The organism is Klebsiella sp. Q11 (genome assembly GCF_964241505.1).
Taxonomy (GTDB): Bacteria; Pseudomonadota; Gammaproteobacteria; order Enterobacterales; family Enterobacteriaceae; genus Klebsiella; species Klebsiella michiganensis.
In genome coordinates, this window is the sequence record NZ_CAXSXW010000004.1 from 117,689 (window position 1) to 137,727 (window position 20,039).

Annotated in this window: 19 protein-coding genes; 11 read left to right on the forward strand and 8 right to left on the reverse strand. The window is 58.0% G+C overall.

From position 1 onward, the window contains the following. Positions 1 to 18: 18 nt before the first annotated feature. Positions 19 to 969 carry a DUF1471 family protein YdgH gene (ydgH, locus tag ACESQ2_RS07710; RefSeq protein WP_014229567.1) on the reverse strand — a complete coding sequence of 317 codons (951 nt, stop codon included), beginning with the start codon at positions 967 to 969 and terminating at the stop codon, positions 19 to 21. A gap of 522 nt (positions 970 to 1,491) precedes the next feature. Here ydgH and pntA point away from each other — a divergent pair. The 3 genes from pntA to ACESQ2_RS07725 all read left to right on the forward strand — a co-directional run bounded on the left by pntA (position 1,492) and on the right by ACESQ2_RS07725 (position 4,753). Then, positions 1,492 to 3,021 carry a Re/Si-specific NAD(P)(+) transhydrogenase subunit alpha gene (gene pntA, locus ACESQ2_RS07715; protein ID WP_373170275.1) on the forward strand — a complete coding sequence of 510 codons (1,530 nt, stop codon included), beginning with the start codon at positions 1,492 to 1,494 and terminating at the stop codon, positions 3,019 to 3,021. A 10-nt stretch (positions 3,022 to 3,031) separates the two neighbouring features. After that, positions 3,032 to 4,420 (forward strand): Re/Si-specific NAD(P)(+) transhydrogenase subunit beta, encoded by a 1,389-nt coding sequence (gene pntB / locus ACESQ2_RS07720; protein ID WP_004851370.1) that lies wholly within the window; start codon positions 3,032 to 3,034, stop codon positions 4,418 to 4,420. 144 nt (positions 4,421 to 4,564) lie between these two features. Further along, on the forward strand, positions 4,565 to 4,753 hold the full coding sequence (locus ACESQ2_RS07725) for a YdiH family protein (RefSeq protein WP_004102581.1): 189 nt from the start codon (positions 4,565 to 4,567) through the stop codon (positions 4,751 to 4,753). A gap of 128 nt (positions 4,754 to 4,881) precedes the next feature. Here the strand turns inward: ACESQ2_RS07725 and uspE are convergent, their stop codons facing one another. From uspE to ACESQ2_RS07755, 6 genes are all read right to left on the reverse strand, one after another. After that, positions 4,882 to 5,832, reverse strand: a complete 951-nt coding sequence (gene uspE / locus ACESQ2_RS07730; RefSeq protein ID WP_004851366.1) for a universal stress protein UspE — start codon at positions 5,830 to 5,832, stop codon at positions 4,882 to 4,884. Between the two features lie 137 nt (positions 5,833 to 5,969). Then, a complete protein-coding gene (fnr, locus tag ACESQ2_RS07735; protein ID WP_004851364.1) occupies positions 5,970 to 6,722 on the reverse strand; it encodes a fumarate/nitrate reduction transcriptional regulator Fnr in 753 nt (250 codons plus the stop codon). 194 nt (positions 6,723 to 6,916) lie between these two features. Then, positions 6,917 to 7,432: a methylated-DNA--[protein]-cysteine S-methyltransferase gene (gene ogt / locus ACESQ2_RS07740; RefSeq protein ID WP_014229564.1), complete on the reverse strand. Its 516-nt coding sequence runs from the start codon at positions 7,430 to 7,432 to the stop codon at positions 6,917 to 6,919. A 454-nt stretch (positions 7,433 to 7,886) separates the two neighbouring features. Beyond that, complete coding sequence (abgT, locus tag ACESQ2_RS07745) at positions 7,887 to 9,413, reverse strand: p-aminobenzoyl-glutamate transporter (RefSeq protein WP_373170276.1); 1,527 nt, start codon at positions 9,411 to 9,413, stop codon at positions 7,887 to 7,889. 111 nt (positions 9,414 to 9,524) lie between these two features. Beyond that, positions 9,525 to 10,970 (reverse strand): M20 family metallopeptidase, encoded by a 1,446-nt coding sequence (locus ACESQ2_RS07750; RefSeq protein ID WP_373170277.1) that lies wholly within the window; start codon positions 10,968 to 10,970, stop codon positions 9,525 to 9,527. Continuing rightward, positions 10,970 to 12,280, reverse strand: a complete 1,311-nt coding sequence (locus ACESQ2_RS07755) for a M20 family metallo-hydrolase (protein WP_373170278.1) — start codon at positions 12,278 to 12,280, stop codon at positions 10,970 to 10,972. Before ACESQ2_RS07755 ends, ACESQ2_RS07750 begins: the two co-directional genes overlap by 1 nt. Positions 12,281 to 12,446: 166 nt before the next feature. Here ACESQ2_RS07755 and ACESQ2_RS07760 point away from each other — a divergent pair, with 166 nt between their 5' ends. Further along, complete coding sequence (locus ACESQ2_RS07760; RefSeq protein ID WP_014229560.1) at positions 12,447 to 13,355, forward strand: LysR family transcriptional regulator; 909 nt, start codon at positions 12,447 to 12,449, stop codon at positions 13,353 to 13,355. A gap of 82 nt (positions 13,356 to 13,437) precedes the next feature. Beyond that, positions 13,438 to 14,001: a DNA endonuclease SmrA gene (gene smrA / locus ACESQ2_RS07765; RefSeq protein ID WP_004851345.1), complete on the forward strand. Its 564-nt coding sequence runs from the start codon at positions 13,438 to 13,440 to the stop codon at positions 13,999 to 14,001. On the opposite strand, the gene ACESQ2_RS07770 is transcribed toward smrA, so the two are convergent. Further along, complete coding sequence (locus ACESQ2_RS07770; protein WP_004851343.1) at positions 13,998 to 14,804, reverse strand: IclR family transcriptional regulator C-terminal domain-containing protein; 807 nt, start codon at positions 14,802 to 14,804, stop codon at positions 13,998 to 14,000. The genes smrA and ACESQ2_RS07770 overlap by 4 nt on opposite strands. A 167-nt stretch (positions 14,805 to 14,971) precedes the next feature. Between ACESQ2_RS07770 and ACESQ2_RS07775 the strand changes: the two genes are divergently transcribed. From ACESQ2_RS07775 to pcaC, 6 genes are read left to right on the forward strand one after another with little or no spacing between them, the layout of a single operon-like run. Further along, on the forward strand, positions 14,972 to 15,658 hold the full coding sequence (locus tag ACESQ2_RS07775) for a 3-oxoacid CoA-transferase subunit A (protein WP_038424589.1): 687 nt from the start codon (positions 14,972 to 14,974) through the stop codon (positions 15,656 to 15,658). Between the two features lie 10 nt (positions 15,659 to 15,668). Continuing rightward, positions 15,669 to 16,325 carry a 3-oxoacid CoA-transferase subunit B gene (locus tag ACESQ2_RS07780; RefSeq protein ID WP_014229557.1) on the forward strand — a complete coding sequence of 219 codons (657 nt, stop codon included), beginning with the start codon at positions 15,669 to 15,671 and terminating at the stop codon, positions 16,323 to 16,325. Between the two features lie 10 nt (positions 16,326 to 16,335). After that, positions 16,336 to 17,538 carry a 3-oxoadipyl-CoA thiolase gene (pcaF, locus tag ACESQ2_RS07785; RefSeq protein ID WP_004851337.1) on the forward strand — a complete coding sequence of 401 codons (1,203 nt, stop codon included), beginning with the start codon at positions 16,336 to 16,338 and terminating at the stop codon, positions 17,536 to 17,538. A gap of 9 nt (positions 17,539 to 17,547) precedes the next feature. Further along, positions 17,548 to 18,900, forward strand: coding sequence for a 3-carboxy-cis,cis-muconate cycloisomerase (locus ACESQ2_RS07790; RefSeq protein ID WP_049071508.1), 1,353 nt, complete (start codon positions 17,548 to 17,550; stop codon positions 18,898 to 18,900). Beyond that, positions 18,890 to 19,657, forward strand: a complete 768-nt coding sequence (gene pcaD / locus ACESQ2_RS07795) for a 3-oxoadipate enol-lactonase (RefSeq protein ID WP_373170279.1) — start codon at positions 18,890 to 18,892, stop codon at positions 19,655 to 19,657. The genes ACESQ2_RS07790 and pcaD overlap by 11 nt, the downstream gene beginning before the upstream one ends. After that, on the forward strand, positions 19,647 to 20,030 hold the full coding sequence (pcaC, locus tag ACESQ2_RS07800; RefSeq protein WP_014229553.1) for a 4-carboxymuconolactone decarboxylase: 384 nt from the start codon (positions 19,647 to 19,649) through the stop codon (positions 20,028 to 20,030). The genes pcaD and pcaC overlap by 11 nt, the downstream gene beginning before the upstream one ends. Positions 20,031 to 20,039: the final 9 nt, after the last annotated feature.

Below are 20,039 nucleotides of genomic sequence, written 5' to 3' on the forward strand. Positions count from 1 at the left end.
TGTTCAGCTCAGACGCCGTTATTTATACAGGTCGGCGCTGATGGTGATGTTGCCACCGCGCTCCTGCCACTGGCGGGTAATGTGGTAGTACTTCGCGCCTTTCTTAGCCGCGCGCTTAGCCGTCTGGTAGGAGATTTCCGTCATGTTACCGTAGTTACCGGTGAACTTGATGCTGTCGTATGGCACCATCTGCGCGGCGGTGATTTTGTTCACTTCCTCGACTTTGGTACCGTCCGGCAGAGTGACGGTGTAACGCCCGCCTTTAGATGATTGCGTTTCAAAGAAGCGGCCTACGCCGGTGCCGGAACCGACCGCTGCGGTGGTCGCTACGCCCGGGATCTCCACTTTCTTCGCGGCTTCTCCGCCTTCAGCCAGCGCAGCGCGACCGGCTTCTGAATCTGCCGGGATAGCGTCCGGGCTTTGCAGAACGCGTTTTTTGGCATCGGCTTTGTAGATATAGGCGGTGATGCGCTGGTTGCCGCCCTGGTTGGCATCAACCTGGCGCACGATAAAGAAGGAGGCGGCGCCCTTGGCCTTAGCGGCTTTGGTGATGGCGTCGTTAACTTCCGGCTGGCTGCGGTAGAAGCCCTGTACGGTGACGGTATCAAACGGCTCCAGCTCGACGGCCTGGTCCTTCGGTAATTCCATTACGCCGTTAATCACACGATTTTTCGGCGCGTCGGCCTGCGGGGCATTTTCTTTATAAAAATCGGCCGTTACGCGCAGGTTGCCGCCGCTGCCAAAATCAGACGTGTCGACAACATAAAAGGATGCTGCGCCTTCTTTGTCCGCTTTACGGGAAACGGCCTGCACTGCGTCGCCAATGGCGTTAAAACGGCCGGTAACCACTACGCGATCGTAGGGCTTCAGCGCTGCCGCCTGCTCCGGAGTCAGCTCGGTCGCTGCATGGGCAGACAACGCGGTTGTAGCCAGAAGAGCAGACGCCAGGAGTGAGTTCTTAAGCTTCATAAAAATAATCCTTTGCCTTGCGCAAACCATGTACTGGTATTGTTGTTGACTGAAAACATTTGATTATTGCATTTATCGTGAGTGACTGTCTGCGTCAATTTTCAGTTGTCGCCCTAAACGTATACTGCAGAAATATAACATTTTTCGATATGTTGAAAAAACAGCCGCTTGACCAGCAAAATCGATAATCGATATCACTTTCATAAGTTAACGTAATGTTAATGCGATGATCAAGACGGCGATAAATGGTGAATTAACCCCTCTGCCAAGCGGATTATCAGGCGCTGGCATAAAAATAAGGTAAATATTGCTGCCTGGCACGGTTAGCCGTGCGTTTTACCAATAAAATCAAAATTTCTGTTTTATTGCTGTAGATCACAATCGGTATTTTCAGTAGGTTATAAAAAGTTTGTTACTGTTTTATTTTTTCAGACATATGTTGGAAGGCACGTTCATCCGCCTTCGCGACGGTCGTTTGTAAGAAAAGTAAACCATCATCAAAAACCGATGGAAGGGAAAACTATGCGTATTGGTGTACCAAAAGAGAGACTAGCCCTGGAAACCCGGGCCGCCGCCACGCCGAAAACGGTGGAGCAGCTGCTGAAACTCGGGTTCAGCGTCGCGGTAGAAAGCGGCGCAGGTAAGCTGGCCAGTTTCGACGACGAGGCCTTCGTTCAGGCTGGAGCGGAGATCGTTAGCGGCGATGACGTCTGGCAGTCCGACGTCATTCTGAAAGTGAACGCGCCCGATGACGAAGAGATCCTGCTGCTTAATCCCGGCACGACGCTCATCAGCTTCATCTGGCCGGCGCAAAACCCGCAGCTGATGGAAAAACTGGCGGCGCGTAATATCAACGTGATGGCGATGGATTCAGTACCGCGTATTTCGCGCGCTCAGTCGCTGGATGCGTTAAGTTCGATGGCTAACATCGCCGGCTATCGCGCGATCGTTGAAGCCGCCCACGAGTTTGGCCGCTTCTTCACCGGGCAGATCACCGCGGCAGGTAAGGTTCCTCCAGCGAAGGTGATGGTTATCGGAGCCGGGGTTGCCGGTCTGGCGGCCATCGGTGCGGCTAACAGCCTCGGCGCAATTGTCCGCGCGTTTGATACCCGTCCGGAAGTGAAAGAACAGGTGCAGAGTATGGGCGCCGAGTTCCTTGAGCTGGATTTTAAAGAGGAAGCGGGCAGCGGCGACGGCTATGCCAAAGTCATGTCTGAAGCCTTTATCAAAGCCGAGATGGCGCTCTTTGCCGCGCAGGCCAAAGATGTCGACATCATCGTTACCACCGCTCTGATTCCGGGTAAACCGGCGCCCAAGCTGATTACCCGCGAGATGGTTGACTCCATGAAGTCCGGCAGCGTGGTGGTTGACCTGGCGTCGCAAAACGGCGGCAACTGTGAATACACCGTGCCGGGTCAGGTGGTTACCACCGCCAACGGCGTGAAGATTATTGGTTATATCGATCTCCCAGGTCGTCTGCCGACGCAGTCCTCACAGCTGTATGGCACCAACCTGGTTAACCTGCTTAAGCTGCTGTGCAAAGAGAAAGACGGCAATGTCGTTATCGATTTTGATGATGTCGTTATCCGCGGCGTTACCGTGGTTCGCGAGGGTGAAATCACCTGGCCCGCTCCACCCATTCAGGTATCTGCTCAGCCGCAGGCGGCAGCGAAAAAGGTTGAAGCGCCAAAAGCAGAGGCGAAACCGAGCTCGCCGCTGCGCAAGTATGCGCTGATGGCGCTGGCGATTATTCTGTTTGGCTGGCTGGCAAGCGTGGCGCCGAAAGAGTTCCTCGGCCACTTTACCGTTTTCGCGCTCTCCTGCGTGGTCGGTTACTACGTCGTATGGAACGTCTCCCATGCGCTGCATACGCCGCTGATGTCGGTCACTAACGCGATTTCCGGCATTATCGTGGTAGGGGCATTGTTACAGATAGGCCACGGCGGCTGGGTCAGCTTCCTGAGCTTTATCGCGGTGCTGATCGCCAGCATTAATATTTTTGGTGGTTTCACCGTCACTCAGCGCATGCTGAAAATGTTCCGCAAAGGATAAGGGGTAACAAATGTCTGGTGGATTAGTTACAGCTGCATACATTGTTGCCGCGATTCTGTTTATTTTTAGCCTGGCGGGGCTTTCCAAACACGAAACCTCCCAACAGGGGAACTACTACGGCATTGCCGGGATGGCGATTGCGCTGGTGGCGACCATTCTGGGGCCGGATAGCAGCAACGTCGCGTGGATCCTGCTGGCGATGGTTATCGGCGGCGCGATCGGTATTCGTCTGGCGAAGAAAGTTGAAATGACCGAGATGCCGGAGCTGGTGGCGATTCTGCACAGCTTCGTGGGCCTGGCGGCGGTACTGGTTGGCTTTAACAGCTATCTGCAGCATGAAACCGGTATGGAACAGATTCTGGTCAATATTCATTTGACCGAAGTGTTCCTCGGTATCTTCATCGGCGCGGTGACCTTTACGGGTTCCGTTGTGGCGTTTGGCAAGCTGTGCGGCAAGATGTCTTCTAAGCCGCTGATGCTGCCGAACCGTCATAAGCTAAACCTGGCGGCGCTGGTCATTTCTTTCCTGCTGCTGATCGTTTTCGTGCGTACCGACAGCATTGGCATGCAGGTACTGTGCCTGCTGGTGATGACCGTGATTGCCCTGGCGTTTGGCTGGCACCTGGTGGCCTCCATCGGCGGCGCGGATATGCCGGTCGTGGTATCAATGCTGAACTCCTACTCCGGCTGGGCGGCGGCGGCGGCGGGCTTTATGCTCAGCAACGACCTGCTGATCGTAACCGGTGCGCTGGTAGGTTCTTCCGGTGCAATTCTGTCCTACATCATGTGTAAGGCGATGAACCGTTCGTTCTTCAGCGTGATTGCCGGCGGTTTTGGTTCTGACGGCACGGCGTCCACAGGTGATGAAGAAGTGGGCGAGCACCGTGAAATCAGCGCCGAAGAAACCGCTGAGATGCTGAAAGGTTCTCAGTCGGTCATCATCACCCCGGGCTACGGCATGGCGGTTGCGCAGGCCCAGTATCCGGTCGCGGAAATCACTGAGAGACTGCGCGCGCGCGGAATCAAAGTGCGTTTCGGTATTCATCCGGTTGCCGGGCGTCTGCCGGGCCATATGAACGTCCTGCTGGCGGAAGCGAAAGTCCCGTATGACATCGTGCTGGAAATGGATGAGATCAACGATGATTTCTCCGATACCGACACCGTACTGGTCATCGGCGCTAACGACACGGTGAACCCGGCCGCGCAGGACGATCCGGGCAGCCCGATCGCCGGTATGCCGGTGCTGGAAGTGTGGAAAGCGCAGAACGTCATTGTATTTAAACGTTCAATGAACACCGGCTACGCTGGCGTACAAAACCCGCTGTTCTTTAAAGAGAACACCCACATGCTGTTTGGCGATGCCAAAGCCAGCGTCGATGCGATTCTGAAAGCATTGTAAGGCCTGCTCGTTTAAAACCTGTGCTTCTTAAGCCGTCTCTTCTGAGACGGCTTTTTTATATAGGCAACGAAGGGGTTATTTGCTCATAAAATAATCAGGCGAAGGTGTTACAATAGGCTGTTTTTCACCCAAACTGAGGATGTTATGGATACCGAGTTAACCCCCACGCAACTGGCCATCGAATTTCTGCGCCGTGACCCCGCTGCTTTAACCCCCGCGCAGTATCTGAAAAAGCTGAAATTGCTGGAACTTGAGTTCGCCGATTTAATGGCGCTTTCGTCCATGGAGCTTAAAGAAGAGATCGATCACGCCTGGCGCTTAGGTATCCACTAACGTTTTCGTTACCCACAAAGCTGTTGAAATCGGGGCCAAATGGCCCTTTATTTTTGTTAATGGGATGCAAAAAAATCCCCCGCGCGGGCGGGGGATGACGTCTTATTACCACGAATGAAGTCAACGGACTAATCGTCTTCTTCGTCGTCCAGCTCAACCGGCGTCTGGTACTGGTCCGGCTTCAGAGCCAGCAGGTCGCAGCGCAGGTGGTCAATAACCTGTTCAGCGGTATTGCCGAGGAAGGCTGCCGAGAGTCCGGTTCGACCAATCGTACCCAGTACCACGATTCCCGCCTGAAGATGCTCTGAAAGGTCGGGAATGACCTCCTCAGGTAACCCTTTTTCAACGTGGGTGCGGCCTTCATCGATACCGAATTTTTGCCGCAGCGCTTTCATGGCCAGCAGATGCTGACCGCGAATGGCGTCGTTATAGACGCTGGGGTCAAAATCAGGGAGCTCAATCGCGATATTGATGGGCGTGACGGGATAGGCGCCCACCAGGTGAACCTCTGTATGGTTAACCTGTTCCGCCAGCTCAATGGTTTCTCTGACCAGTTTTTCATTGAGCGCGTTGTGGTAGTTCTCTTCACTGGCGAGATTGACCGCCACCAGCGCTTTACCGCCTTCCGGCCACGGCTGATCTTTGACCATCCAGACCGGGCATGGGCATTTACGCAGCAGGTGCCAGTCCGTTGGGGTGAAAATCACCGCTTCCAGCTTGTCGTGCTGGTGCGCCATCTTCAGCACTAAATCATGCTTGTCGCTGATGATTTCCTGAATAATGGCTTCGAAGGGACGATTGTGCCACACCACTTTAATATCAATGGGCACGCCGGACTCTATATAGAATTTTGCCTGCTCGCGGATCCAGGCGGTACGCTGGCCGATGACGCCCTGGCGCATGGCCGTGCGTTCGTCGGGGGAGAGCAGGGTGGTCATCTCATAAGAAAAATCATAGATCGGCAAAAAGGCTTTGATGCGGCCACCAATCCGTTGGTGCAGATACACCGCGCGCCGCAATGCAGGCTGGTCGTCCTGATTGGGGTCGATTACTACCAGCATGTTCTGATACTTCGCCATACAGGGTCTCCTTACAACTGTAACTACAGTCTGTATTAAAAAGATAACCTATATGGATGAAATGAAACAGGGGATGAGCCTGGCCAGATCAACAAATTAGAAAAAAATTCGCGATCCGGCCGGATACGGGAGGACTATCAGGCGACGTTGCGGGCCTGGCCAGCAAGCTGCGCCAGCAGGTCGCTGTTTTCGATGGTGATATATTTGCCTTTAACCGCCAGCATACCGCTTTTCTGGAAACGTCCCAGCAGGCGGCTGATGGTTTCTACCGTCAGGCCCAGATAGTTGCCGATATCGCCACGGGTCATGGTGAGGCGGAACTCACGCGGCGAGAAGCCGCGCTGCGCGAAACGGCGGGACAGATTGTAGATAAAGGCCGCCAGGCGCTCCTCTGCGTTCTTTTTGGAAAGCAGCAGGATCATATCCTGATCGCCTTTGATCTCGCCGCTCATCAGACGCATCATCTGCTGACGCAGGTTCGGCATCTTACCGGAGAGGTCGTCCAGCGTTTCAAACGGAATCTCGCAGACCATTGAGGTTTCCAGCGCCTGGGCAAAGCTCGGGTGGTGGGCGGTGCCGATAGCGTCAAAGCCGACCAAATCGCCGGCCAGATGAAAACCGGTGATCTGCTCATCGCCCTGTTCGGTGATGGTGTAGCTTTTAATGGTGCCAGAACGAATTGCATACAGCGATTTCAGCTCATCACCGGCTTTGAACAAGGTCTGTCCTTTCTGGATAGGCTTTTTCCGCTCGATGATGTTATCAAGCTGGTCAAGCTCATGCTCGTTCAGAGTAAAAGGGATGCAAAGCTGGCTAATGCTGCAATCCTGGCAATGGATTGCACAACCGCCAGACTGAATGCGTCGTATAATTCGCTTTTCCGGGATCATAAGTCTGCTCAGGCTTTAATTGATATTGGTCAATTTTAACATCTTTTTGGTGAGCAGGTAAGTCTCGAACCCCTGAAACACGTAATATTAAAAGGGTAAATCAGTTACCCATTTTATCTCATTGATTATGAATAAGTTATCTGGCGATATTGGATTGTAAAATTACCGGAAGATTCCAGAAAAGGCACTTACGGTCAAAGGAGCAGATAGCCTTCGTGACGCAATAGCCACTCTTTTCGCTGCACGCCGCCGGCGTAACCCGTCATGGTGCCGTTACGCCCGATCACCCGGTGGCAGGGCACCACAATACTGACAGGATTTGAACCGTTGGCGGCACCCACGGCGCGCGCCGCGCCCGGACGTCCCAGCGCCTCCGCGAGCTGACCGTAGTGCATGACCTGGCCGCAGGGGATGGTGCGCAGCGTTTGCCAGACTTCCCGCTGAAACGGCGTCCCGCCGGTGGCGGTAGGTAAGGTGTCGATAACGGCGAGATCGCCCGCGAAGTAATCGCTAAGCTTACGGCTCAGGTTACCGGGATTACGCGAATCAACGCGTTGGTAGCCTTCACGGCGATAATGCACATCCAGCAGTTGTTCCATGCGGTCGCGGTGCTGATCCCACTCAACGGCCCGCAGGTTAAACTGCTCATCGCAAATCACCCACAGCGGCCCCAGCGGGGTGTCAATTTTATCTTGCAACAGCGTTAGCATCGGTCCTCCTTCAGCGAGGTTATTTTGGCAGGGCATCACCATAGCACGACGCGATGTGGGCAAACCATACTCCGAAAAGGTCAACAAACAGGGTCAGCATGGACTATTAATTATGAGGTGAGGAAAGCGATGTTTATTTTTACATTCACTCGCAGACGCGTTGGCAAGGCGATTTTGCTACCTTTATCCGGCGGCGAATTCACCGGCAACCATCCGGCGCGGCAGATAAACAGACTGGCTTTCCTAGAGTCCATGATTTCCCGGCGTTTCTGCGCGGGTTTTTACCAACAAAGGTGGTGATATGCAATATATGATGACTGGCGTTGTAATTGTGATTATCAGCGGCTTAGTAATTCATCTGATCGCTTTGGCGATTGAAGGACTGTATAAAGTCATCAGTAACCGCACGACCTGGCGTTAACGTTTTTGTGGCCTTCCCTGGCCTGTCGCGACGTTAAGGTAATCGCGGATAAATACCCGGTCCGATGGGCAGCCCCACGAGGTACCAGCCAACCAGCAGCAGTAGCCAGACGGCAAGGAATATTAATGGATAAGGCAAGACCAGCGAGTAGTAGGTTCCCAGCTTAGCGTCGGGCCGGTAGCGCTGTAAGAAGCCGAGAAATAGCGGCACAAACGGCGATACCGGCGCCAGCGGCAGCACCGATGAGTCGGCGATGCGAAACAGAATCTGCGCGAATGCCGGGTGAAAGCCCAGCAGCATAAACATCGGCACGAAAATCGGCGCCAGAATCGACCAGATTGCCGAACCGCTGGCGATAAACATACACAAAAAGGCGGATAGCAGCGCCAGGCCGACAAACGCCGGTACGCCGTTCATTCCCGCGCTCTCCAGCAGATCCGTCAAGCCGACGGCCATAAATTTCCCCATATTGCTCCAGTTGAACATGGCGACGAACTGGGCCAGCGGGAAGACCATCACGATAAAACCTGCCATCTCTTTCATCGGCTCAATCATCAGCTGAGGCAAGTCGGCCTGGCGGCGAATTTTGCCGGTGGCGATGCCGTAGGCCAGTGAAACGACGAAGAAGAAAAAGATAATGAGCGGGACGATCCCTTTTATAAACGGCGAAGGCATCACGGTATGCTTGATGGGATCGCGCAGGATACCGTTTTCCGGCACGACCATCAGCGCGATCGCCGCCACGAATAACAGCGCGGCCACGCCGGCCACGCGCAGGCCGAAGCGCTGTTCCGTCGTCAACGTCTGCAGCGTTTCATCGCTGTTGCCTTGCCATTGCCCTAACCGCGGTTCCACCAGTTTATCGGTAATCAATCCGCCAACCAGCGTGAGAACGATCACTGAGGTTGCCATAAAATACCAGTTATCAATCACGCTGACGTGGAGCGAGGCGTCAAGGGTTTTTGCCGCTTCGGTGCTGATGCCAGAGAGCAGGACGTCGGTGGTGACGATGAGCAGATTTGCCGTGAAGCCGCAGCCGACGCCGGCGATGGCCGCCAGCAGCCCGGCCACCGGGTGGCGGCCGACGGCGAGGAACATCAGGGCGCCCAGCGGCGGCATAATCACCAGCGCGGCATCGGAAGAGATGTGGCTAAAGAAGGCGATAAATAGCACCATATAGCTGGCGTAACGGGCGCTAACGTGGGATGACATTTTCACCATCAGCGAAGGCAGCAGGCCCACTCGTTCCGCAAAACCGGCCCCCAGCACCAGAGCCAGAATGGCCCCCAGCGGCGCGAAACCGCTGAAGTTCTTAATGACGTTCGGTAAAAACCAGTGCAATCCTTCAATGCTAAGCAAATTTTTCACCACCACTCGCGAGCCGTCGGTGGGGTTCTGTACCCCGACGTTCAGCGCCGACAGGATGGCGGTGGCGACCATTAACGCCACAATCAGATAGATAAACAGTAAAAACGGATGCGGGACCTTGTTACCTATTTTTTCAACCCAGCCATAAAGCTTACCGGTGGGGGAAGGCGACGGTATGGATGACATACTCATGGGCGTTCCTCAGTTGTCGTTGTTGTGTTGGTTGTCTCTTTACCCCTGGGCGTGTCAGCCGTTGTTTTTTGGCGATTACCGCGTTGCCGTACTCCATCCACGGGGCTTTTATTATTTTAAAATCGAAGGCTTGACCTCCTGTGGAATGGGGCACCGGTAGGGCCTTTCGGCTAAGACCTGCGCCAGTTCCTGCTGGCTGGCGGTCAGTAGCGCCCTGTCGCTGAACAGACGAATGGCCGTCGCGCCCAGCACTTTCCCCGCCAGCAGCATCCCTTTGTGGGCGATGGAGGTTCTGCCCTGGCTCACCAGTTGCCAGGAGTGCAGCGGCGTCCCGACGGCAAAACAGGGGCTGAAGCACTGGGCCACGGGGGCTTTCCAGCTCACGTCGCCGACGTCGGTAGAGCCCGCAAGGATGTTGTCCGTTGCCGCCCACGGCGCCACTTCATCGATCAGGCGCGTTTCGCGGTGGCGGCGGGCGAACGCTTTCCCGTCCTCGCCGCCGGTGTCGGCAATGTTTTTCAGGCTGTTATTGATATCGTTCGCGCTCAAGGTTGCGCGAATTTCGGCGGCGAATGCGCGCTCTTCCGCGCTCCAGGGCGGCGTGCCGTAATGGCAAACCGCCTGATACATCGCCGCTTCCAGCGTGCGGTTGGGCAGATAGCTGGAACAGGCTTTTTCGAAGCGACAGCTGACGCGGGTCTCGGTCATCAACGCCGCGCCCTGGGCGATTTTCTCGATCCGGGCGAAGATTTGCTGCGCGTCGGCCATTTCCGGCGCGCGAATGAGATACAGCACCTCCGCCTGCGCCTGGACAACGTTGGGAGAGACGCCGCCGGTATCGGTGATGGCGTAGTGCACCCGCGCCTTTTCGATAATATGTTCGTTAAGGAAGTTGCTGCCGGTGGTCATCAGCGTCACGGCATCCAGCGCGCTGCGGCCCAAATGCGGCGAGTTTGCCGCGTGCGCCGCGGTGCCGGTAAACCGCCACGCCGCCTGAATGTTGGCAAGGGTGCGGGTGCTGAACATCCCGGCCCAGGCTTCCGGATGCCAGGTCAGGGCGGCATCGATGTCATCGAATAACCCCTCGCGGACCATGAAGGTTTTCCCCGAGCCGCCTTCCTCGCCGGGGCAGCCATAGAAGCGAAGCGTGCCGGCGCCGCCCTGTTGCTCCAGCCAGTTCCTGGCGGCGAGCGCGGCGGCGAACGCCGCCGTACCAAGCAGATTATGCCCGCACCCGTGGCCGTTTTCTCCCGGCGTCGGAGACGCGGGTTCCGCGCAGTGGGCCTGCTGGCTGAGCCCCGCCAGGGCGTCAAATTCGCCGAGGAGGGCAATCACCGGTTGGCCCACGCCGAAGCTGGCGATAAAGGCGTTAGGGATCCCGCCGGCATTGCGGGTCAATTGAAAGCCTTCCGCTTCCAGCGCATCGGCCAAACGCGCAGCGGACCAGAACTCCTGAAAGCGGGTTTCCGGATGGTCCCAGATATCATCGGCAATGGCGCAAAAATCGTTGCGCCGCCCCTCAATAACGTCATCGACAAATTGATAAACGTGTTCCATTACACACCTCGCTGCCAGGGAAAGTTCAGGGCGACGCGTGCTAACGTTTCGACGGCCAGGGTCATCACGTTCTCGTCGAAATCGAATTTTTCATTGTGATGACCGGCGCTCAATTCCGTGCCGAATATCATGTATGAGGCGAGACCGCCGCGCTCCTGGACCCGGGCCATCATCAGAGTGGCATCCTCTGAACCCGCCGGGGCAGCGATACGATCGACAGCCTGTTTAACGCCGGGGACCTGGGCCGTCTGCTGGCGCAGATAGTCCACCCACGCCGGCGACGGGGCGCTGGAGGTGGCCGCGCCCATCAGCTGCAGCTGGTAACTGGCTTCATACATGGTCGCCGCGCCGGCGATCGCCTGTTTAGCCCGCTCAAAGACGTACTGGTTAATGGCATCCGTTTCGCCACGGGTTTCGACTTTTAATAGCGCGGAGGAGGGAACCACGTTACGCCCGGTACCGGCCTGCATGACGCCGACGTTAACCCTTGATGCCCCGGCGCTGTGCGGCGCGATGGCGTGCAGGGCAAGGGCGGCCTGGGCCGCCGCCAGTAGCGCGTTACGGCCATCTTCCGGTTTACCGCCAGCGTGGGCGGCGACGCCGCTGAACTGCACATCAAATTTGGTGGTGGCCATAAAGTTATCGCCGCCGCAGACGACGGTGCCGACAGGGACGCCGGTACCGATATGAATGGCGGTAAAGTAATCCACCTCATCAAGTACGCCCGCCGCGACCATGGCGCGCGCGCCGCGGGTACCTTCTTCCGCCGGCTGGAAAATCAGCTTGATCGTCCCGTTGAGCTGCGCGGCATACTCCTTCAGCACGTGCGCCAGACCCAGCCCGATTGCGGTGTGACCGTCGTGGCCGCAGGCATGCATCATACCGTCGTTGCAGGAGGCAAAACGATCGCGATGCGGGCGGTGACTATCGTCATGCTGCTCGTTGAGATCGAGCGCATCCATGTCGACGCGAAACGCCAGCGTCGGCCCCGGCCGCCCGGTATCGAGGGTCGCCACCACTCCGGCGAAGCCGCCCTCAAACGCCGGTAGCCAGCGTTCAGGCGCACCCTGCGCGCGGGCGCGCTGGAACGCCTGTGCCAGGGTCTCTTCATCAGGCAGGCCCATACGGCTATCGGCATCGATAACGTCGCGCCCCAGCGCCAGCTGATAACCCAGACCGTCTAATACTTCCGCCACTTTGCTGGCGGTGCGGAACTCCAGCCAGCCGGATTCCGCATGCAGGTGAAAATCGCGACGCCATTCGGTCATTTTTGGCGCCAGCTGGTTGATGAAATCATAAAGTTGCGGCATAACCTTTCCCGTTATAAGCAAAAACTGTGATGGTGTTCACGAAGTGATAGCCTTTACTTATCACTCATCACTTTCATGCACTCTCATCCTTAACCTGCCACAGCACGATCGATTACAGTAGATGTCATTTTCTTCTGTCTGATAAACACTGGTTATCGCTCACAACATGTCATTTCAGATTAAATTTCACCACATTCGCGCCTTCGTTGAGGTCGCGCGCGAAGGAAGTATTCGCGGCGCCAGCCGGGCGTTGGCGATTTCGCAGCCGGCGTTGACCAAAGCGATTAAAGAGCTGGAAGAGGGGCTCTCCGCGCAGCTGTTTGTCCGTCGTAGCCAGGGGGTGGCGCTGACCGAAAATGGCGAAAGCTTTTATCAACATGCGAGCCTGATCCTGGAAGAGCTGCGGGTGGCGCAGGATGAATTGCTGCAACGTCAGGGCGAGCAGGCCGGGCAGATTAATATCGGCCTTGGCGCCAGCGTAGCGCGTTCGCTGATGCCTTCGGTTATTTGCCGCTTTCATCAGCAGCATCCGCTGGTGAAGGTGCGGATTATGGAAGGACAGCTGCTGGCGATGATTAATGAACTGCGCCAGGGTGAGCTGGATTTCACCATCAATACTTACTATCCCGGCCCCTACGATCATGAATTCAGCTTTGAGAAGCTATTTGAGAAACCCTTCGCGGTATTCGCCCGCGCCGGTCACCCGGCGGCACACGTCACTTCATTGACCGAGCTGCTCGATCACCACTGGACGATGCCGACGCCGCGCGGCAGCTACTTCAAACAGCTGCAGGAGATGTTTAACCAGGCCGGACTGGCGCCAAAGGTGGATATCGTTTGTGAGACCTTCTCTTCGTGCATTAGCCTGGTGGTGAAAAGCGATTTTCTCAGCATTCTGCCGGTCGAACTTGGCAACGACCCGATGATGGCGGATAAGCTGGTGATGATCCCCATTCGAGAAGCGTTACCCAAAGCCACCTATTTTCTGATTCAGCGCCGCGATACGCGGCAAACGCCCTTAACCGCGTCATTAATCACGCTGTTTCGTCGTCAGAGCCGACAACTATTTCCATAATCGCGCAGAGGTGGCTAAACGCGTTGAGGAGGCGCCGCGAGACGGCTATAGTAACCACCCGGTAGTAGCTGGAGGAGCGCGCATGAACCTTGACGACAAATCCCTATTTCTTGGCGCCATGGAGGACGTTCAGCCTCTGAAACATAATCACGACGTTCACTGGCACCCCGCGCGCAATACTCGCGCCGCGCAGCGGATTGATCCCCTGCAGCTGGATAACTTTCTGACCACCGGCTATCTCGATATTGTGCCGCTGGCAACCGCCCTTGAGTTTAAGCGGGAAGGTCTGCAAAGCGGCGTACTGGAGAAGCTCCGGCGCGGCAAATACGGCCAGCAGGCAAGCCTCAATCTGCTGCGCCAGCCGGTGGAGAAGTGCCGACAGAATCTGTTTGCTTTTGTGGTCCAGGCGCAAAAAGAGGGGCTGCGTAATGTGCTGATCGTGCATGGCAAAGGGCGCGACGATAACGCGCACGCCAATATTATCCGCAGCTACCTGGCGCGCTGGCTGGTGGAACTCCCGGAAGTCCAGGCGTTCTGCGCGGCGTTACCGCACCACGGCGGCAGCGGCGCCTGCTACGTGGCCCTGCGGAAATCGGCGGAGGCAAAGCAGGAAAACTGGGAGCGCCACGCCAAGCATAGCCGCTAGCGCATCAACAGCGTCAGTTCCCGGGCTGCTTTCTGTAGCTCGGGTAACACCCGCTCCAGCATCTCGTGCGTGGAGACCTGCCCGGCGTGTACGCCGACGTTCAGCGCCGCCTGAATCTGCCCCTGAGGGTTAAAGAGCGGCACCGCCAGCGAGCGCAACCCCATCTCGAGCTCCTGATCGTTAAGCGCGTAGCCCTGCTGGTGCACGCGCTTAAGTTCGGTACGCAGCTTTGCAACCGAATCAACGGTTTGCGGGGTATAGCGAATCATCGTGACCCGGCCCAGCATATCGTTCAGCTTCTCCTCCGGCTGATAGCTCAGCAGCACGCGTCCCATGGAGGTCGCCCAGGCGGGCAGGCGGCTGCCGATGTCGAGATCGATGGTCATAATGCGCGAACTCGACGCGCGAGCGATATAAAGAATGTCGTCGCCGTCGAGAGTGGCGATGGAGCAGGACTCATTGAGCATTTCGCTTAAATGCTTCAGCACCGGCTGCGCCGAACGCGCCAGCGGCGTGGAGGCAAGCCAGGCGTGGCCCAGCGCCAGAATTTTCGGTCGCAGCTGGAAATTTTTACCATCTTCGGCGTAAACAAAGCCCAGTTTGCTCAGCGTATACAGGCAGCGGCGCACCGCCGCGCGCGGAATACCGGTCTTTTGGCTGATCTGCGAAATTGAGAGCAGCGGGCGCTGCGGAGTAAACGCCTGGATCACCTCCAGCCCGCGCGCCAGCGAAGCCATAAAGTTCGGATCGCCCTTAAACGGATCGCTATCGCCCGTCAGTAAATCATCTGGATGCTTCTCCATTTTCTTCTCCGTATTTGCCGTCGATCACATTCTTTCGTTAAACATACACGATGTTCGATTATCGCACCATATTTCGATTATCGCCCTTGACCAGCATCGTTAAGCGGGTCACATTTTGTGCGAACAACGAATAAAAGTGCGATTACCGCACATACAGGAGCGACCTGATGATTGATAAAAGCGTGTCGACGCTACGTGATGCCATCGCCGGGATCCACGACGGGGCGACCATAATGATTGGCGGTTTTGGTCCCGCCGGGCAGCCGACGTACCTGATAGATGCTCTGATAGAACAGGGGGCCCGTGATTTAACCATTATCAACAACAATGCGGGCAACGGCGAAGTCGGACTGGCGGCGCTGCTGAAGGCCGGTCGGGTGCGAAAAATGATCTGTTCGTTCCCACGTCAGGTTGATTCGCAGATTTTCGATGACCTTTATCGCCGCGGCAAAATTGAGCTGGAGCTGGTACCGCAGGGCAACCTCGCGGCGCGGATCCAGGCGGCAGGCGCTGGCCTCGGCGCGGTGTTTACCCCCACCGGCTACGGTACGCCGCTGGCGGAGGGGAAAGAGACCCGCGAAATCGACGGGCGTCATTACGTACTCGAATACCCCATCAGGGCCGACTTCGCGTTGATCAAAGCCCACCAGGGCGACCGCTGGGGAAACCTGGTTTATCGCAAAGCGGCGCGCAACTTCGGCCCGATTATGGCGACCGCCGCGAAAACCACCATTGTAGAAGTTTCGCAGCTGGTGCCCTTGGGCGATCTCGACCCGGAAAGCATCATTACCCCGGGCATTTTTGTGCAGCGCGTCTACTCCCTGGAAAACCTGATTGCCGCTAAAAGCGCCTGAGGAACTCTTAATGCAAAAACTGACTCGCGATGAGATGGCCCAGCGCGTGGCCCGCGATATTCCCGAAGGCGCTTACGTCAATCTGGGGATCGGCTTGCCCACCCGCATCGCCAACTATCTTCCTGCCGATAAAGAAATCTTCCTGCACAGCGAAAACGGCCTGCTGGGGATGGGGCCGAAACCGCTGCCGGGGGAAGAGGATCCGGAGCTGATTAACGCCGGGAAAGAGTATGTGACTCTGCTCAACGGCGGCTGCTACTTTCACCACGGCGACTCCTTCGCCATGATGCGCGGCGGGCACCTCGATATCTGCGTGCTTGGCGCTTACCAGGTTTCCGCCAGCGGCGATCTGGCGAACTGGAGTACCGGCGCGCCCGACGCCATTCCTGCCGTCGGCGGAGCGATGGATCTGGCCATTGGCGCTCGTCAGGTCTTCGTGATGATGGATCACCTGACCCGCGACGGGGAGTGCAAGCTGGTAGAGCACTGCACCTATCCGCTGACCGGCGTCGGCTGCGTCAGCCGTATCTACACCGACCTGGCGGTCATCGATATCAGCGAAAGCGGCCCGGTGGTGCGGGAAATCTTTAACGGCCTCTCTTTTGAGGAACTGCAGCGCATCACGCCGGTGGCGCTGACTTTTGCACAACTGGCGGAAAGCGCGTAAGGAACCTATGATGAATCAGGCATTTATCTGTGATGCGGTGCGGACGCCGTTCGGCCGCTTTGGCGGTACCCTGGCCACCCTGCGCGCCGACGATCTGGCGGCGCTGCCGCTGAAAGCGTTGCTGGAGCGCAACCCGGGACTCGATCCGGCGCGTATTGACGATGTGATTTACGGCTGCGCTAACCAGGCGGGGGAAGATAACCGCAACGTTGCGCGCATGGCGCTGCTGCTGGCCGGTCTGCCGGAAAGCGTACCGGGCAGTACCGTAAACCGCCTGTGCGGTTCCAGCCTTGATGCGATCGGTATCGCAGCGCGCGCGATTAAAAGCGGCGAAACTCAGCTGATGATCGCCGGCGGCGTGGAGAGCATGTCGCGCGCGCCTTTTGTGATGGGCAAGGCCGAAAGCGCCTTTAGCCGCACGATGCGGATGGAAGATACCACCATCGGCTGGCGCTTCATTAACCCGCAGATGAAAGCGCTGTACGGCGTGGATTCGATGCCGGAAACGGCGGAAAACGTGGCGGACGATTTCGCCATTTCGCGGGAGGACCAGGATGCGTTTGCGCTTCGCAGCCAGCTGCGTACGGCGGCGGCGCAGGAGGCCGGACGCTTTGCCGACGAGCTGATTGCCGTCTCGGTGCCGCAGCGTAAGGGCGAACCGCTACTCTTTAGCCGCGATGAGCACCCGCGCAGCACCACGGCGGAGGCGCTGGCCAGGCTGCGCGGCGTGGTGCGCGCCGACGGTACGGTGACGGCAGGTAATGCTTCCGGAGTCAACGACGGCGCCTGCGCGCTGCTGCTTGCCAGCGAGCAGGCGCTGGCCGCCAATGATTTACAGCCGCTCGCCCGCGTGGTGGGCGTCGCGACGGCTGGGGTGGCGCCGCGTATTATGGGATTTGGCCCGGCGCCGGCGGTACGTAAGGTGCTGGCGCAAACCGGGCTAACGCTTGGGCAGATGGACGTCATTGAACTGAATGAGGCCTTTGCCGCTCAGGCGCTGGCGGTCACGCGCGATCTGGGTCTGCCCGACGATGCGGCGCACGTCAACCCTAACGGCGGCGCGATAGCCCTCGGACATCCGCTGGGCGCCTCCGGCGGCCGTCTGGCAATGACCGCGGCGTACCAGCTGCGCCGTACCGGCGGGCGCTATGCGCTGTGCACCATGTGTATCGGCGTCGGTCAGGGGATCGCGCTGATTATAGAACGCGTTTAAGGAGCCATAATGAGTTTGTTGACCCCGATGATGCGCACCAGTCCGCTGACCGCCTGGTTCAGCGATGCGCAGCGGGTACAGGGGATGCTGGATTTTGAAGCCGCGCTGGCTCGCGCTCAGGTCGAATGCGGCCTCGTGCCGCAGGCGGCGCTTAATCCCATTATTGAGAGTTGCCGGCACGAACACATCGACTTCTCCGCGCTGGGGCAGGCCGCCGCCAGCGCCGGAAATCTGGCGATCCCGCTGGTCAAACAGCTGACCGCGCGGGTTAAACAACGGGATGACGCGGCGGCGCGCTACGTACACTGGGGGGCGACCAGCCAGGATGCTATCGACACCGGCTTTATCCTGCAACTGCGCGGCGCGCTGGCGGAAACGGACTCCCTGCTGCAGCAACTGCTCGACGCGTTAGCCCATCAGGCGGCGCGCTATCAGGATACGGTGATGCCCGGGCGTACCTGGATGCAGCATGCGCTGCCGGTCACCTTCGGTCTGAAACTGGCCGGGACGCTGGATGCGCTGCTGCGCTGGCAGGTGCGTCTGCGAGAGATGCGCTCAAGGGTGCTGGCGCTGCAGTTTGGCGGCGCGGCGGGCACCCTCGATTCCCTTAAAACGCAGGCGCCGCGGATCGCCGGCGCGCTGGCGAAAACTCTCGACCTGCAGCTTCCGGACGCGCCGTGGCACAGCCAGCGCGACCGGCTGCTGGAGGTGGGGGCATGGTACGCGGGCGTCTGCGGCACGCTGGGTAAATTCGCCAATGATTTTTCTCTGCTGATGCAAACCGAGGTTGCAGAGGTGGGTGAACCGGTCGCCGAAGGACGCGGCGGATCGTCTACCATGCCGCACAAACGCAATCCCATCTCCTGCGCCGCTATTTTGACCGCAGCCCAGCGTATGCCCGGACTGGTGGCAACGCTCTATGCCGGGCAGATCCAGCAGCACGAGCGGGCGCTGGGCGGCTGGCAGGCGGAGTGGGAAACGCTGCCGGAGCTGATAACCCTCGTCGGCGGCGCGCTGGCGCAGAGCGAAGCGCTGGTCCGCGACATGCAGGTCTTCCCGCATAAGATGCGCGCCGACCTCGATATCACCCATGGCCTGATTATGGCCGAGGCCGTCACCCTGGCGCTGGCGGAGTTTGTCGGCAAAGCCGAGGCTCATCACCGGGTTGAGGCGCTGTGTCGGCAGGCGCTGGATGAGTCACGTTCGCTGTTAAGCGTGCTGGAAACCGATCCGCTGGTCAGCGAGCATCTCTCCGCCAGCCGCTTAACCCAACTGCTGGACCCGACAACGGCGACCGGCAGCTCAGCACTCTTCGTGCGCCAGGTTGTGGCGCGCTATAAGGAGCAACGTTATGAATGTTGATTATCAGATAGACGGGCCGCAAGACGCGCCGGTCATCGTTCTCTCTAACTCGCTGGGCACTACCCGGGCGATGTGGCAGCCGCAGCTTGAGGCGTTAACGCAGCATTTTCGCGTGCTGCGCTACGATACCCACGGCCATGGCGCCACCCGTAAAAACGGTAAAGTGACGCTGGCGCAGCTCGGCGAAGATGTGATTGCGCTGCTCGATCATCTTAATATCGCTAAAGCCTGGTTCTGCGGGATTTCAATGGGTGGCCTGACCGGTCTGTGGCTGGGGCGCTTTGCCCCTGAACGTTTTCAGGGGCTGGTCGTTGCCAACACCGCTGCGCGTATTGGCGACCAGGCCGGCTGGCTGTCGCGCGCCCGCACGGTGCGTCAGGAAGGGATGGAAGTGGTCGCCGCAGGCGCCGCGGACCGCTGGTTTACCCACGCATTTCGCCAGAAGACGCCGGAAGTGGTGGAAGCACTGTGTCACCAGCTGACCCATATCGATGCTGAAGGCTATGAGGCCTGCTGCGAAGCGCTGGCCGCCGCCGATCTGCGTGGAGAGGTCGCGCAGATCGCGATTCCGGTGCTGATCGTCGCCGGAGAAAGTGACCCTGTCACAACGGTGGCGGACGCCAACTTCCTGCATCAGCAGATCCCGGTCTCAGAAGTCGTCGTGCTGGCGGCTTCGCATTTATCGAATATCGAAGCGCCGGGGGCGTTCAGCTCGGCGCTGCTGGGTTTTGTTCAGGGGGAAAAGCATGGACGATAAACAGCGGTATCAGCGGGGAATGGAGGTCCGGCGGAAGGTGCTCGGCGATGCTCACGTCGATAAGACGCTGGAAAAGCTGACGCCGCTGAATGAAGAGTTCCAGGATTTTATTACCCGCTACGCCTGGGGAGAGACCTGGACCCGGCCGGGGCTCGATCATCATACCCGCAGCATGATCACTATCGCCATGCTGATTGCCCTGAACCGCGAAGCTGAGCTGAAAATGCATCTGCGCGCGGCGTTTAATAACGGCGTCACCCGCGATGAGCTGAAAGAGCTGATTATGCACTCCGCGCTCTACTGCGGCCTGCCCGCCGCCAACGCCACGATGCATCTGGCGCAGCAGGTATTTGACGAGCTGGATGCTGTTTAGCCGCCACCC

Bases quoted from the DNA above. Each gene is read 5' to 3' on its own strand.
- ydgH (WP_014229567.1), bottom strand. From the start codon at position 969: ATGAAGCTTAAGAACTCACTCCTGGCGTCTGCTCTTCTGGCTACAACC.
- pntA (WP_373170275.1), top strand. From the start codon at position 1,492: ATGCGTATTGGTGTACCAAAAGAGAGACTAGCCCTGGAAACCCGGGCC.
- pntB (WP_004851370.1), top strand. From the start codon at position 3,032: ATGTCTGGTGGATTAGTTACAGCTGCATACATTGTTGCCGCGATTCTG.
- ACESQ2_RS07725 (WP_004102581.1), top strand. From the start codon at position 4,565: ATGGATACCGAGTTAACCCCCACGCAACTGGCCATCGAATTTCTGCGC.
- uspE (WP_004851366.1), bottom strand. From the start codon at position 5,832: ATGGCGAAGTATCAGAACATGCTGGTAGTAATCGACCCCAATCAGGAC.
- fnr (WP_004851364.1), bottom strand. From the start codon at position 6,722: ATGATCCCGGAAAAGCGAATTATACGACGCATTCAGTCTGGCGGTTGT.
- ogt (WP_014229564.1), bottom strand. From the start codon at position 7,432: ATGCTAACGCTGTTGCAAGATAAAATTGACACCCCGCTGGGGCCGCTG.
- abgT (WP_373170276.1), bottom strand. From the start codon at position 9,413: ATGAGTATGTCATCCATACCGTCGCCTTCCCCCACCGGTAAGCTTTAT.
- ACESQ2_RS07750 (WP_373170277.1), bottom strand. From the start codon at position 10,970: ATGGAACACGTTTATCAATTTGTCGATGACGTTATTGAGGGGCGGCGC.
- ACESQ2_RS07755 (WP_373170278.1), bottom strand. From the start codon at position 12,280: ATGCCGCAACTTTATGATTTCATCAACCAGCTGGCGCCAAAAATGACC.
- ACESQ2_RS07760 (WP_014229560.1), top strand. From the start codon at position 12,447: ATGTCATTTCAGATTAAATTTCACCACATTCGCGCCTTCGTTGAGGTC.
- smrA (WP_004851345.1), top strand. From the start codon at position 13,438: ATGAACCTTGACGACAAATCCCTATTTCTTGGCGCCATGGAGGACGTT.
- ACESQ2_RS07770 (WP_004851343.1), bottom strand. From the start codon at position 14,804: ATGGAGAAGCATCCAGATGATTTACTGACGGGCGATAGCGATCCGTTT.
- ACESQ2_RS07775 (WP_038424589.1), top strand. From the start codon at position 14,972: ATGATTGATAAAAGCGTGTCGACGCTACGTGATGCCATCGCCGGGATC.
- ACESQ2_RS07780 (WP_014229557.1), top strand. From the start codon at position 15,669: ATGCAAAAACTGACTCGCGATGAGATGGCCCAGCGCGTGGCCCGCGAT.
- pcaF (WP_004851337.1), top strand. From the start codon at position 16,336: ATGAATCAGGCATTTATCTGTGATGCGGTGCGGACGCCGTTCGGCCGC.
- ACESQ2_RS07790 (WP_049071508.1), top strand. From the start codon at position 17,548: ATGAGTTTGTTGACCCCGATGATGCGCACCAGTCCGCTGACCGCCTGG.
- pcaD (WP_373170279.1), top strand. From the start codon at position 18,890: ATGAATGTTGATTATCAGATAGACGGGCCGCAAGACGCGCCGGTCATC.
- pcaC (WP_014229553.1), top strand. From the start codon at position 19,647: ATGGACGATAAACAGCGGTATCAGCGGGGAATGGAGGTCCGGCGGAAG.